We start from the raw sequence: 13501 nt of genomic DNA, 5'->3' as shown, positions 1-13501 counted from the left end.
CGTGCTGACGGTCACCGGGGTCTCCCGCTCCTTCGGCGGCGTCTACGCCGTCCGCGACGTCTCGCTGACCATCGCGGACGGCGAGGTCTGCGGCATCATCGGGCCGAACGGGGCCGGCAAGTCCACGCTGTTCAACCTGATCACCGGGCACCTGGCGGCCGACCACGGCCAGATCTCCTTCCTCGGGCAGCGGGTGGACCGGCTCGCGCCGCACCGGCGGGCCCGGCTCGGCATGTCCATCGTGTTCCAGGCGGCCCGGGTCTTCCGCGGCATGACGGTCAGGGAGAACGTCATGGTCGGGCTGCACGGCCGCACCCGCGCGGGGTTCGTCTCGGCGGCCCTGCGGCTGCCGCGGCACCGGCGCGACGAGCGCGAGATCGCCGCGGAGGCCGACACGGCGCTCGAACGCGTGGGCCTGGCCGAGTGGGCGGACCGGCCCGCGGACCGGCTGCCCATCGGCCAGCAGCGGGCGCTCCAGCTCGCCCGTGCCCTGTGCGCGCGGCCCCGGCTGCTGCTGCTCGACGAGCCCGCCTCCGGGCTGCGCGGCCAGGAGCGCGAGCGGCTCGCGGCGCTGGTCGAGGAGCTGCGCGCGGGCGGGCTGACGATCCTGCTCATCGAGCACGACGTCGCCTTCGTGACCCGGCTCGCCGACCGCGTCGTGGTGCTCGACCTCGGGCAGGTCATCGCCGACGGCCCGCCGGCCGAGGTGCGGGCCGACCCGCTGGTGCTCGCCGCCTACCTCGGACAGGCCACATGATCGACGTCAAGGACCTGGTGGTCTCGTACGGCACCGCGACCGCGCTCGAACACGTCACCCTCACGGTAGGGCGCGGCGAGCTGGTGGCCCTGCTCGGCCCGAACGGCGCGGGCAAGTCCACGCTGGCCAACACCCTGGCGGGCCTGCTCACGCCCGCCTCCGGCACGGTGTCGATCGGCGGCCGGCTGGCGCTGATCCCGGAGGGCCGCCAGCTCTTCCCTGACCTGACCGTCGCCGACAACCTCGCCCTCGGCGGCTGGCGCTCCGGGCAGCGCGACCCCTCCCCCGTCTACGACCTGCTCCCCCGGCTGGCCGAGCTGGCCGGGCGGCGGGCGGGCGTGCTGTCCGGCGGCGAGCAGCAGATGGTGGCCTTCGGCCGGGCCATGATGTCGCGGCCCGAGGTGCTCGTGGTGGACGAGCTGTCCCTGGGGCTGGCCCCGAACGTGACCGCCGACCTGGCCGCCCACCTGGCCGAGCTCAACCGCTCGCAGGGGCTGACCGTGCTGCTGATCGAGCAGAACGCGCGGCTGGCGTTCGAGCTGTGCCGGCGGGCCTACGTGCTGGAGTCCGGGCGGGTGGTGACCGAGGGCGACTCCGCCGAGCTGGCCGGCGACCCCCGGGTGGCCAGCGCCTATCTGGGCGGGGCGATCACATGAGCGCGTTCCTGACGTACCTGCTCAACGGGCTGGCGGTGGGGTGCGCCATCGCGCTCATCGCCAGTGGGCTGGTGGTGATCCACCGGGTCACGGGTGTGGTGAACTTCGCGCAGGGGACGTTCGCCGTGGTCGCGGGGCTGTGCATGTCCTCGCTGCTCGGGATGGGGCTCCCCCACGGGCTGAGCGAGGTGGCCGCCGTCCTGGTCGCGGCGCTGGCGGGCCTGCTGACCGGGCTGGCCGCCATCGGCAGGCGCGGCACCACGGCGCTCTCCGCGCTGATCATCACGCTCGGCGTGGGCGTGCTCGCGTACGCCGTCGAGATCGTGCTCTGGGGTGACCAGCCGCGCTCGGCGCCCGGGCTGGCGGGCTCGGTGATCGTCGCGGGGGCGCGAATCCAGACGCAGCACCTGCTGGTGATCGGCGTGACGGCGGCCACGTTCGTGCTGCTGGCGCTCTTCTTCGGGCGTACCTACCTGGGCAAGGCGCTGACGGCGTGCGCGTCCAACCCCTACGCCGCCCGCGTCGTCGGCATCGACACCCGGCTGATGGGGCTGCTGGCCTTCGCGCTGGGCGGGCTGCTCGGCGGCCTGGCGGGAGTGCTGGTGACGCCGCTGCGGCCGATCTCCTTCGACACCGACGTCACGCTCATCGTGAACGGCTTCGCCGCGGCCGTCTTCGGCGCGCTCACCCGGCCGGTGATCACGCTCGCCGGCGCGCTGCTGCTCGGCGTGGCCGAGACCATGGCCGCCGGTTACGGCTACGGGTCCCACCAGCTCGAGATCGCGCTGGGCCTCATGATCGTCGTGATGATCGTGCAGGCCGGCCGGCGCCCGGCCGTCACGCAGGAGTCCACATGATCAGGCTCGTCGCCGGGCTGCTGGTCGCCGCCGTGACGCTGGCGCTGCCGGCGGTGCTGGACGACAGCGCGCTGGCCGTCTACATCCTGCTCGGCCTGGCCGCCATGGTCACGGTCGGGGTCTCGCTGCTCATGGGGTACGCAGGGCAGGTGTCCCTGGGGCAGGGCGCCTTCTACGCCATCGGCGCCTACACCGCCGCGCTGCTCGCCCTGGGCGGCGTGCCGCCGGTGGCGGGGCTGGTCGCCGCGCCCGTGGTGGCCGCCGCGTCGGCGCTGGTGATCGGGGTGCCGCTGCTGCGGCTGCGCGGGCACCATCTGGCCTTCGCGACCCTGGCCATGCAGCTCATCCTGCTCTCGCTGGCCGGGCAGCTGGAGTTCACCGGCGGAGACATCGGGCTGCAGGCCATCCCGCAGTTCTCCGTGGGGTCGTTCGAGGCGGGCTCGGCGAGCGCGTACGCGTACCTGACCTGGGCCGGGGTGGCGCTGGTGATGCTGGTGACGCACAACGTCATCGCCTCGCGACCGGGACGCGCGCTGCGCGCGCTGGCCACCAGCGAGACCGCCGCGGCCTCCTCGGGGATCCCGGTCGGGCGGTACAAGCTGGTCGTGTTCGCGCTGTCGGCCGCCTTCGCCGGGCTCGCCGGTGGCATCTACTGCTTCTACACCGGGTACGTGGCGCCGGGGTCGTTCCCCGTGCTGATCTCCATCCAGTACATCGTCATGGCCGTGGTCGGAGGGCTGGGCACGATCTGGGGGGCCGTCGTCGGGGCCACCGCGATCACGCTGCTGGTGCAGGGGTTGAACAGCCTGGCCGCGCTGCCGGGGATGCCGTCGTACGCGCCGAGCGTGCTGTCGTACGCCGTCTACGCCCTGGTGCTCATCGGAGTCGTGCTCTTCCTGCCGCACGGGCTGCTGCCGGCCGTCGCCGGGCGGCTGTCGAGGAAGCGGGAGTCCCTGCGGGCCCGTTGAGTCGGGATATATCGGTGAATTCACTGGTATCACCTGAACGTCCCCTTTCACGGGCGACATCCGCGCGTAACACTGGAGGCGTGTCCACGGGCCAGGACCGTACGCTGCACGGCCGCGCCGAGGCGGAGCACGCGCTGTCGCGGCTGATCGACGGCGCGCGGGCGGGCTCCGGCGGGGCCCTGCTGCTGACCGGACCCGCGGGCATGGGCAAGACGGCGCTGCTCGACCTGGCCGCCGCGCACGCCGCCACGGCCGGCTTCCGCGTGTTACGGGTGTCCGGGGTGGACGCGGAGTCCCGGCTCCCCTGCGCCGGGCTGCACGCGCTGCTGCGCCCGATCGCCACGACCTCCTCGGCGCTCTCCTCCACGCTGCCGGACGCGCAGGCCCGCGCCCTGACGGCGGCCCTGGAGTCCGGCACCGCCGTCCCCGGGCTGGCCCTGCCCGCCGCCGTGCTGGGCCTGCTGTCGGCGGTGTCCGCCGAGCGGCCGGTGCTGGCCTGCGTGGACGACGTGGACCGGCTGGACCCGCCCAGCCGCGCGGCCCTGTCGTTCACGGCCAGGCGGGTGGCGGGCGAGCCGGTGGCGCTGCTGTTCGCGGCCCGCGACCACCTCACCACCGGCACCGCGCCCGGGCCGGCCTCCGGCGGGCTGGACGGGGTGCCCGCTCTCGTGCTGGACGGGCTCGGCGAGGAGGCCGTACGCGAGCTGGCCGGCGACCTCGCGCCAGGACCGCTCCCCGAGGACCTGCTGTCCGCGCTCAACCAGATCGCCCGGGGCAACCCGCTGGCCATGGCCGAGCTCATCGGCGCCCTCACCCCCGACCAGCTCGCGGGCCTGGCCGCGCCGCCCACCGCGCTGCCCCACGGCGGGCGTCTGTGGCGGGCGCACGCGAGCCGCCTGGCGGCCCTGCCCGAGCAGGCCCGGCACCTGCTGCTGCTGATCGCCGCCGACGCCGGCCTGGACGTGGCCACCCTGGCCAGGGCCGCCCAGCCCGCGTGCGCCCTGGCCGCGCTTGAACCGGCCGAACGCGCGGGCATCCTGCACGCCACCGGCGACCGCTACGACTTCCGCGAGCCGACGATGCGGGCGGTGGCCTACCACGGCGCCTCCCTGGCGCGCCGCCGCCACGCCCACCGCCTGCTCGCCGGCCTGCTGGAGGCCCATGACACCCCGCAGGTACGGCTGCGCCGGGCCTGGCACCGGGCGTTCGCGCTCGACGCCCCCGCCGAGGCCCTCGCCGACGACCTGGCCGCCGCCGCCATCGAGGCCCGCTCGGCCCATCCGGAGGCGTACCTGGCGCTGGAACGCGCCGCCGAGCTGACCCGCCACGGCCCCGCCAAGGCCGAGCGGCTGGCCGCCGCGGCCCGCCACGCGTGGATCTCCGGCCACCCTCAGGCCGCCCGCTCGCTCCTGACCCGGTTACGCGCCCTCACCACGGCCGGCGACCTCGCTCCGACCGCCGCCTCCCCGGCCCTCGCCATCGGTCCCGGCTTCTCCACCCCCGCCGCGCTGCGCGGTCACGTGCAACTCCTGCACGGCAGCCTGGAGCTGCTCGGCGGCGAGACCGGAAGCGCCCGCGAGGAGCTGCTCGCCGCCGCGGGGCTGCTCCTGGACAGCCACCGCATGCTGGGCGTGCGCGCGCTCGTCAGGGCCGCCGACGCCAGCTACCGGGCGGGCGACAACCGGGCGTTCATCGCCATCGCCCGCCAGGCCGCCGCGCTGCGCCGCCCCGACGAGACGGCGCCGACGGAGCTCATGTTCGAGTATCTCGCCGGCATGGCCTCCACCTTCAGCGGCTCCCATCAGGAGGCCGCCGGCCCGCTGCGGCGGGTGGTCGAGCTGGCGGGCTCGGTACGCGATCCCGCCGTGCTCGTGTGGGCCTGCGTGGCCAGCCTGCTGCTCGGCGAGGACGCCACCGCGCACCGCCTGTCCGCCCGCGCCCTGGAGGCGGCCCGGGTGCGCGGCGCGGCCTCGGCCGTACCGCAGCTGCTGGAGTACATGATCTACTCGGAGATCTGGATGGGCCGCTACGCCTCCGTGGCGAGCACCGCGGCCACGGGGCTGCGCCTGGCGCAGGAGACCGGCCAGCTCAACACCGCGGCCCAGCACCTCGCCTGGCTGGCGATCACCGCGGCCGTCGAGGGCGACCAGGAGACCTGCCGGGTGCGCGCCGACGCCGCCACCGACCTGGCCGACGCCCACGGGCTGGGCATCGCGGGGGCCATCGGCAACTGGGCGCTGGCCTACGTCGACCTGGCCGCGGGCCGCCCGGCCGACGCCGCCGGCCGGCTGCGGGCCGAGCGGCGCAACAAGCACGTCGTCATCCGGGTCATGGCGACGCCGCACTTCATCGAGGCGTCCGCGCGTATCGGCGAGCACGAGCAGGCCGCGTCGGCGCTGCGGGTGCTGGAGCGCTGGGTGGGCAGCACCCGCAGCCCCGACCTGCGTGCCCTGGTCGCCCGCTGCCGCGCGCTGCTGGCCGGGCCGGGCGCGGCCGAGGAGCTCTTCCGCGAGGCCATCGACCTGCACGGGCAGGGGGTGTGCGAGTTCGAGGCGGCCCGCACCAGGCTCCTGTACGGCAGCGCGCTGCGCCGCGACCGCCGCCCCGGCGCCGCCAGGAACCACCTGCACACGGCGCTGGAGACGTTCGAACGTTACGGCGCCCGCCTGTGGACCGAGCAGGCCAGGACCGAGCTGCGCGCCTCCGGCGACCCGGTACGCCCCGCCACGAACGCGACCACGCGGCAGCTGACGGCCCAGCAATTGCAGATCGCCCGCATGGTGGCCGAGGGCGCCACCAACAAGGAGGTGGCCGAGCAGCTGTTCCTGAGCAGGCGCACCGTCGAGCACCACCTCAGGAACATCTTCAGCCGGCTCGGCATCCGCTCCCGCGTCGAACTGGTACGGCTCATGTCCTGATCGGCAGACCGGTGATTTCACCGATGCACGGCTGACTGCCGATCCCAACAATGGCGGCAGACAGCAGTCACCCCCCGACGAGCAGGGAGTATGACGACGTGCAGCTCTCCACCCCCCAGCGCGGCGCGCGAACGTTGACCAAGCTCACCCTCACCCTCGCACTGATCGGCGGTGCCCTCGCGGCCGCTCCCGCCGCCCAGGCGGCGGCCGGCCCGTACGACCGCGGCCCCGACCCCACCAACGCCATCCTCGAAGCCAGCCGCGGCCCGTTCGCCACGGCCCAGCAGAGCGTCTCCTCGCTGAGCGTCAGCGGCTTCGGCGGCGGAGTGATCTACTACCCGACGGACACCAGCCAGGGCACGTTCGGCGCCATCGCCATCTCACCCGGGTACACCGCCGCGTGGTCCAGCCTCTCGTGGCTCGGCCCGAGGATCGCCTCGCACGGGTTCGTCGTGATCGGGATCGAGACCAACTCGCGCTACGACCAGCCCGCCAGCCGTGGCCGCCAGCTCCTGGCCGCGCTCGACTACCTGGTCGAGGACAGCGCGACCACGATCCGCAGCCGCATCGACGGGTCCCGGCTGGCGGTGGCCGGTCACTCGATGGGCGGCGGCGGCTCCCTGGAAGCCGCCAATGACCGCCCGTCGCTCCAGGCCGCCGTGCCCCTGGCGCCCTGGAACACGACCAAGTCCTGGTCCGGCATCCGTGTCCCGACGATGATCATCGGTGGTGAGAGCGACAGCGTCGCCCCGGTGTCCAGCCACTCGGAGCCGTTCTACCAGTCCATCCCGTCGTCGGCGGAGAAGGCGTACCTGGAGCTGAACAACGCCAGCCACTTCTTCCCCCAGACGACCAACACCACGATGGCCAAGTCGATGGTCGCCTGGCTGAAGCGGTTCGTGGACGACGACACCCGCTACGAGCAGTTCCTCTGCCCGCCGCCGAGCGGCTCTTCGATCCAGGAGTACCGGCACACCTGCCCGAGCTCCTGACCCTACCGATGGCGGCCGCAGGCGAGCGGCCGCCATCGGCATGCCCGCAGGTGGATCCCCGTCAGCCTTCGGCAGGCGGCGGATCACCGATCTTGACGCATCTCATGACGAGGAACACCGGGAAGCGGGCGGCGTCCGGCCGTCTGTCCGCCCACTCCCGGGCGGGCTCCGGCTCGGCCAGCCCGTCCACCCACAGGCCGTGGCGACGGAGCGTGTTGACGTAGGTCGAGAGCGTGCGGTGGTTGGCGCCGACCTGGCGGCGCAGGGTCGAGAGCTCCCCGTCGGCCCGCCACCAGCCCTCGGCGTGATAGCGCCCGTCACCCGGCCACGAGCCCGACACCTCCCGCCCTCCGGGGAAGCACGGGTGCAGGATCGAGCAGACGAAGACGCCGCCGGCCCGCAGGGCACCCGCGGCCCCCGCCACCGCGCCGTCGAGGTCGTCGATGTCGGAAAGCCCGAAACTGCAGACCACGGCGTCGAAGCGGGACCCGTCGCGCGAATCGGGCAGGGACACGTCGGCGTGGACGTAGCGGATGCCGAGCGGGATCTCGCGCTCGGCGGCCTCCGCCTTGCCCAGCAGGGCCGCCGAGATGTCAGCGCCCACGACGTCGGCGCCACGGCGGGCGAGCTCCCGGGCGATCCGGCCGTGCCCGCAGGCGATCTCCAGCACCCGGCGCCCCGCCACCGGCCCCAGCAGGTCGAGCAGGCTCGCGGAGGCGGGATCCTCGATCGCGTCGGTCCAGCCGGCCGCGTAGAAGTCGGCGATGTCGTCGTAGCGGGCAACCCCTGCCATGGGCCCGACCCTACGGGCGGCGCCCGCCGGGAGGCGAGGCTTGTTCGTCGAGCGCTGAACCCCGCCGGCGACCGGCGCGGGCAAAGACTGCGTCACGCCGGCGCATGGTTCCGGTCTGGTCGCCGGTACGGGCCGGTCCCGGGCCGCGAGGATCGTCCCGGCACAGCACGTTCACGCGGGGGGGTAACCACATGGGCAGGCCCGGAATCGCCGCGATCATCGCTCTCACGACGTTGGGCGGCTGGGCCGCCCCGACCCTGGCAGGAACCACCACCCCGGCCGCCGGTGACCGGTCGTTCCCGGGTGCCGCGCCCCGAAGTCTCGGGCTGCGCGGTCCCGGGCTGCAGGGTCCCGGGCTGCGGGTCGCCGGCGTCCTCAGCCCGAACCCGGTGATCGCCGGGGCGGAGTCCGTGCACATGGTGACCGTCACGAACACCGGGGACCAGACCGTCGAGCGCGTCACCGTCGCCGACACCCTTGACCCGAACACCGTCCCCGGCCCCCTCCCCGCCGGTTGCTCCACCGTCGACCAGACCGTCACCTGCGGCGGCCCGCGCCTGACGATCGGTCCGGGCGAGAGCCTCACGTACCACATCCCCGTCGTGACCGACCCCGCGCTGCCCGACGGCACGAACCTGCGCGCCCGCGCGGAGGCCACGACAGCCGGGACGACCACGGACTCGGCGCAGATCATCGGCCAGACCCGGACCCTGGCGGACGTGGAGCTCCGGAAGAGCGCCCCGGCCAGGGCCAATGCCAACGGCGGCAGCACGTACACGCTCACCGTGACCAACCACGGCCCGTCGCGGGCCACCGACGTCACCGTACGCGACCCCGCCGCCGGCGACCGGGCCACGATCACCGGCCGCCCGCCCGAGTGCCCCGGCGGCGGCCCCGCCCTCGACTGCCCCCTCGGCACCCTGGAACCGCACGAGAGCAGAACGTTCGCCGTCACCATCACCCCGCACGCCGCCGGCACGATCGAGAGCTGCGCCACCGTGCACACCGCCGCCCGCGAGCGCGACACCGACAACAACCGCTCCTGCGCGTCCACCACCGTCGACGCCGTCCAGGGCGCCGCCACCCCGGAACCCACCTCCGTCGTGGACATGACGACGACCCCGCTACTGGGCCGCGCCGAGATCCTGGCGACCCCTCCTGACCTGCGGCGCCGGGCCGGGCGGCACGAGCGCGAGCGCGGCGCGGCCCACCTGGAGGCGGCGCCGCCGGCACTGCCCCTTCCCACGCCCGGCACCGGCACCCGCGGCCACGACGCGCTGCCCCCACCGGCGCACCACCACGCGCCCCTGCCCGTGACCGGCCTGTCGTTCTGGATCTTCGGCCTGGGCGCGGCGGTACTGCTCTCCATCGGCCTGCTCGTCCGCTCGTTCTCCCGCCCCGGCGGCACCGGCGGCACCTTGGCCGGAGCCGGCGACGGCACCGGCCCCAGCACCGGCAAGGGCACCAGTGGCTCATCTAACGGCGACCGCGCCCGGAAGGGCGGCGCCCACGGCAAGCCCAAGAGCGCGCGCTGACGACGACCGGCCTCAGCGGATCCGCGGGTCCCGTGCCTCCCTGCTCCACGACCCGAGCACCAGCAACGTCTTCGTCCCCGTCACGTCCCCGGCCCTGCGCAGCCGGTCGATGACCTGCTGCAGGTGCCCCAAGTCCCGCACCCGTACGTGGATCAGCGCGTCCGGGTCCCCCGCGATCGTGTAGACGGCCTGCACCTCGGTCACGTCGGTGGCCGTGCGGACGATCTCGCTGACCGGCGTCGTGCCCGGATAACGCAGCTCGGTGAACGCCTCGATGCCCCACCCCAGCTTGGCGTAGTCGATCTGCACGGTGAACCCGGTGATCACGCCAATCTGCCTGAGCCGGTCCACGCGCCGCTTCACGGCCGCGACCGACAGCCCGATCAGCTCGGCCATCTCCGAGAACGTCCTGCGCCCGTCCTCCCGCAGCAGCCGGAGCACCTGCTGATCGATGTCGTCCACGTCAGGCATGGGAGAACCCCTCTCTCCGGCGCAAAGAACATCAGCAGCAAAGCCCCTGCCATCATATTGTTTGCGTCTTGGGAGTACTTTCTCCGCTAATACTTGCGCATGTCCCGCTCACGTTGCTGTGCTGGGAATCACAACGTACGAAGCCAGGAGGTTCGCGTGGACGTGAGCGTGACTCCCCCACCTGTGTCGCTCGACGACAAGTACTCGGCACAGGACGGCCGGGTGCTCATCTCCGGCATCCAGGCCCTGGTCCGCCTGACCCTGGAGCAGCGCCGCCTGGACCGCGAGCGCGGGCTGGACACGCGGGTGTTCGTCTCCGGTTACCAGGGGTCGCCGCTGGGCGGCCTGGACCTGGAGCTGGGACGGGCCACGCAGTTCCTGCGGGAGGCGGGCGTGGTGTTCCGCCCCGGCCTGAACGAGGAGCTGGCCGCCACCTCGGTGGGCGGCACCCAGCTGCTCGGCCAGGTCCCCGGCAGGCGCCACGACGGGGTGACGGGCTTCTGGTACGGCAAGAACCCCGGCCTCGACCGGGCCGCCGACGCCATCAGGCACGCCAACGCGGCCGGTACGGCGGCCCTCGGCGGCGCGGTGGCCTGGATCGGCGACGACCCCGGCTGCAAGTCGTCCACCCTGCCCAGCTCGTGCGAGCCGCTCTGCCAGAGCCTGTCGATGCCGCTGCTCGCGCCCAGCTCGGTCGCCGAGATCATCGAGCTCGGGCTGCACGCGGTCGCCCTGTCGCGCGCCACCGGCCTCTGGACCGGCCTGAAGATCGTCGCCGACATCGCCGACGCCTCCTCCACCGTGGACCTGGCCCCGCTGCGGGCGGGCATCCCGGCCCCCGGCGGCGACCCGAACCCCTCGACCCCCCTCCTGCTCGGGGCCGCCGCCCTGGACGCCGAGCACGACATGCACACCCGCCGCCTGGACCTGGCCCGCGCCTACGCCCGCGAGCACGGCCTGAACCGGGTGACGCACGGGGCGGGCAACACCACACTGGGCATCCTCGCCTCCGGCACCACGTACGCGGTGGTCCTGCGCGCGCTGGCGGACCTGGGCCTGGACGAGGCGGCCATGGACGGCCTCGGGCTGCGGCTGATCAAGGTGGGGATGCCGTTCCCGCTGGCGTACGACGAGCTGGCCGCCATGACCGCCGACCTGGGGCGGGTGCTGGTGGTCGAGGACAAGGTGCCGTTCCTGGAGGGGCACGTCAAGCAGGCCCTGTACGGCGGCGAGCGCACGCCGGCCGTCGTGGGCCGGGAGCTCCTGACCGCACGCGGCACCCTCAGCGCCGAGGACGTGGCCAAGGCCGTGGCCACCTGCGTGGGCGAGGACCGCCTCCCCCGGCAGTCCGTACGGGTGTCGCGCCCCGCGCGCCGGATGCTGCCGCTGGTGGCCACGCGCACCCCGTACTTCTGCTCGGGCTGCCCGCACAACACCTCCACCCGCGCCGCCGAGGGCACGCTGGTCGGCGTGGGCATCGGCTGCCACGCCATGATCGCCCTGGACGGGCACGGGCGGGGCACCCAGATCGGGCTGACCCAGATGGGCGGCGAGGGGGCGCAGTGGATCGGGCTGGCGCCGTTCACCGCCGACCGGCATTTCGTGCAGAACCTCGGTGACGGCACCTTCCACCACTCCGGCTCCCTGGCGATCAGGGCCGCGGTGGCGGCCGGGGTGTCGATGACGTACAAGCTGCTCTACAACGACGCCGTGGCCATGACCGGCGGGCAGCGCGCGGAGGGCCGGCTCGACGTGCCGGCGCTGACGCGGGAGCTGGCGCTGGAGGGCGTGCGCCGGATCGTGGTCACCACGCCGGAGCCGGAGACGTACCGGGGGGTGCGACTGGCGGACAACGCGTCCGTGCGGCACCGCGACGACCTGCCCGCGGTCGAGCGGGAGCTGGCCGCGCTAGACGGCGTGACCGTGCTGATCCACGACGACCGCTGCGCGGCCGAGGAGCGGCGGCTGCGCAAGCGCGGCAAACTGCCCACACCGGTCCAGAAGGTCGTGGTGAACGAGCGGGTCTGCGAGGGTTGCGGCGACTGCGGCGACGTCTCCACGTGCCTGTCCGTGCAGCCGGTCGAGACCGAGTACGGCCGCAAGACCCGCATCCACCAGGCGTCCTGCAACTCCGACCTGAGCTGCCTCAAGGGCGACTGCCCGTCGTTCCTGCTGGTCGAGCCGGGCACCGTCAAGGCCCGCCTGACGGACACGGAGCTCCCCGTGGAGCCGCCGGAGCCGGCGAGCCGGCCGGACGAGGCGCTGATCAGGATGCCCGGCATCGGCGGCACCGGCGTCGTCACCGTCTCGCAGATCCTGCAGATGGCGGCCCACCTCGACGGCCTGCACGCCTCCGGCCTGGAGCAGACCGGGCTGGCGCAGAAGGGCGGCCCGGTGGTCAGCGACGTACGCCTCTCGCGGCGGCCGGTGACCGGCTCGCCCCGGGCCTCGCGCGGCGCGGCCGACGTGCTCCTCGGGTTCGACCTGCTGGGCGCGGCGGCCGAGGGGAACCTGGCCGTCGCCGCGCCGGAACGCACGGTCGCCGTGCTGAACACCTCCGTGGTGCCCACCGCCGCCATGGTGACCGGGCGGGCACCCGTGCCGGGGCACGCCGACGCGGTCGCCAGGATCGAGTCGGTCACCCGGAGCGTCACCTGCGTGGACGCCCACGAGCTGGCCGAGGCGCTGTTCGGCGACCACATGCCGGCCAACCTGCTGCTGCTCGGCGCCGCCTACCAGCTCGGCTGCCTGCCGGTCAGCGCCGCGTCCGTCGAACAGGCCATCACCCTCAACCGGGCCGCCGTCGAGCAGAACCTGGCCGCCTTCCGCTGGGGCCGCGCCGCCGTGTCCGACCCGGAGGCGGTACGCAAGGCGCTCGACCTCGCCACCGACGAACCCGCCGCCCCGGGGCTGGAGGAGGTCGTGGCCACCCGGGTGGCCGACCTGACCGGCTACCAGAACGCCGCCTACGCCCGTACGTACGCCGAGGACGTGCGCCGTGTGCACGCCGTCGCGGCCGAGCGGGCGGGCGCGGCGGCGGGCACCGCGATCGCCCTCGCCTACGCCCGCGGCCTGCACAAGCTGATGGCCTACAAGGACGAGTACGAGGTCGCCCGCCTGCACCTCGACCCCGCCGAGCGGGCCAGGCGGGAGCGCGAGTTCGGCCCCGACGCGGTCGTGTCGGTGCTGCTGCACCCGCCGCTGCTGCGCGCCATGGGCCTCAAGCGCAAGATCAGGCTGCGCCGCTCGGCCGGCGTCGTGTTCCGCGGCCTGCGTGCCGCCAAGGTGCTGCGCGGAACGGCGTTCGACGTGTTCGGCCACGCCCACGTGCGGCGCGTCGAACGCGAGCTCGTCACCGAGTACCGCGACCTGATGCGCGCCGCCCTCGACCGCCTCACCCCGGGCACCGCCGAAGCCGTCACGGAGATCGCGGGCCTGCCGGATTTGATCCGCGGGTACGAGAACATCAAGCTCGCCCGGGTAGCCGACTTCCGTGAACGTGCATCCACCGCCCTCGCCCGGCTGGACGAACCGGCCGCGCATCCCGCATGACC

The 13501-nt window shown here is 74.2% G+C and carries 10 protein-coding genes; 8 read left to right on the top strand and 2 right to left on the bottom strand.

What is annotated here, in order from left to right:
- Position 1 precedes the first annotated feature (1 nt).
- From BLS95_RS01450 to BLS95_RS01425, 6 genes are all read left to right on the top strand, one after another.
- Positions 2–757 (top strand): ABC transporter ATP-binding protein, encoded by a 756-nt coding sequence (locus BLS95_RS01450; protein WP_090928246.1) that lies wholly within the window; start codon positions 2–4, stop codon positions 755–757.
- Positions 754–1413 (top strand): ABC transporter ATP-binding protein, encoded by a 660-nt coding sequence (locus BLS95_RS01445; protein ID WP_090928244.1) that lies wholly within the window; start codon positions 754–756, stop codon positions 1411–1413. The genes BLS95_RS01450 and BLS95_RS01445 overlap by 4 nt, the downstream gene beginning before the upstream one ends.
- The gene (locus BLS95_RS01440) at positions 1410–2270 is read left to right on the top strand and encodes a branched-chain amino acid ABC transporter permease (protein WP_090928242.1); all 861 of its coding nucleotides are present in this window, start codon (positions 1410–1412) and stop codon (positions 2268–2270) included. Before BLS95_RS01445 ends, BLS95_RS01440 begins: the two co-directional genes overlap by 4 nt.
- On the top strand, positions 2267–3238 hold the full coding sequence (locus BLS95_RS01435) for a branched-chain amino acid ABC transporter permease (protein ID WP_090928240.1): 972 nt from the start codon (positions 2267–2269) through the stop codon (positions 3236–3238). Before BLS95_RS01440 ends, BLS95_RS01435 begins: the two co-directional genes overlap by 4 nt.
- Before the next feature lie 80 nt (positions 3239–3318).
- Positions 3319–6156, top strand: a complete 2838-nt coding sequence (locus BLS95_RS01430) for a helix-turn-helix transcriptional regulator (protein WP_245764755.1) — start codon at positions 3319–3321, stop codon at positions 6154–6156.
- 98 nt (positions 6157–6254) lie between these two features.
- Entirely contained in the window at positions 6255–7148 is an 894-nt protein-coding gene (locus BLS95_RS01425; protein WP_425434677.1) for an alpha/beta hydrolase family protein, read from the top strand.
- A 61-nt stretch (positions 7149–7209) separates the two neighbouring features.
- On the opposite strand, the gene BLS95_RS01420 is transcribed toward BLS95_RS01425, so the two are convergent.
- Positions 7210–7941: a class I SAM-dependent methyltransferase gene (locus BLS95_RS01420; protein WP_090928236.1), complete on the bottom strand. Its 732-nt coding sequence runs from the start codon at positions 7939–7941 to the stop codon at positions 7210–7212.
- Positions 7942–8132: 191 nt separating this feature from the next.
- Here BLS95_RS01420 and BLS95_RS01415 point away from each other — a divergent pair, with 191 nt between their 5' ends.
- Complete coding sequence (locus BLS95_RS01415) at positions 8133–9476, top strand: DUF11 domain-containing protein (RefSeq protein WP_090928234.1); 1344 nt, start codon at positions 8133–8135, stop codon at positions 9474–9476.
- A gap of 12 nt (positions 9477–9488) precedes the next feature.
- Here the strand turns inward: BLS95_RS01415 and BLS95_RS01410 are convergent, their stop codons facing one another.
- A complete protein-coding gene (locus BLS95_RS01410) occupies positions 9489–9947 on the bottom strand; it encodes an Lrp/AsnC family transcriptional regulator (RefSeq protein ID WP_090928232.1) in 459 nt (152 codons plus the stop codon).
- Positions 9948–10103: 156 nt separating this feature from the next.
- Here BLS95_RS01410 and BLS95_RS01405 point away from each other — a divergent pair, with 156 nt between their 5' ends.
- On the top strand, positions 10104–13499 hold the full coding sequence (locus BLS95_RS01405) for an indolepyruvate ferredoxin oxidoreductase family protein (RefSeq protein WP_218135532.1): 3396 nt from the start codon (positions 10104–10106) through the stop codon (positions 13497–13499).
- Positions 13500–13501 lie beyond the last annotated feature (2 nt).

It is taken from the genome of Nonomuraea jiangxiensis (assembly GCF_900099965.1).
In the GTDB taxonomy this organism is placed as follows: Bacteria; Actinomycetota; Actinomycetes; order Streptosporangiales; family Streptosporangiaceae; genus Nonomuraea; species Nonomuraea jiangxiensis.
Note: the sequence above shows the minus strand (reverse complement) of the source record. Positions and strands in the feature narration are given on the sequence as shown.

Coding starts and splice junctions, on each gene's coding strand:
- BLS95_RS01445 (WP_090928244.1), top strand. CDS start 754: ATGATCGACGTCAAGGACCTGGTGGTCTCGTACGGCACCGCGACCGCG.
- BLS95_RS01440 (WP_090928242.1), top strand. CDS start 1,410: ATGAGCGCGTTCCTGACGTACCTGCTCAACGGGCTGGCGGTGGGGTGC.
- BLS95_RS01435 (WP_090928240.1), top strand. CDS start 2,267: ATGATCAGGCTCGTCGCCGGGCTGCTGGTCGCCGCCGTGACGCTGGCG.
- BLS95_RS01420 (WP_090928236.1), bottom strand. CDS start 7,941: ATGGCAGGGGTTGCCCGCTACGACGACATCGCCGACTTCTACGCGGCC.
- BLS95_RS01415 (WP_090928234.1), top strand. CDS start 8,133: ATGGGCAGGCCCGGAATCGCCGCGATCATCGCTCTCACGACGTTGGGC.
- BLS95_RS01410 (WP_090928232.1), bottom strand. CDS start 9,947: ATGCCTGACGTGGACGACATCGATCAGCAGGTGCTCCGGCTGCTGCGG.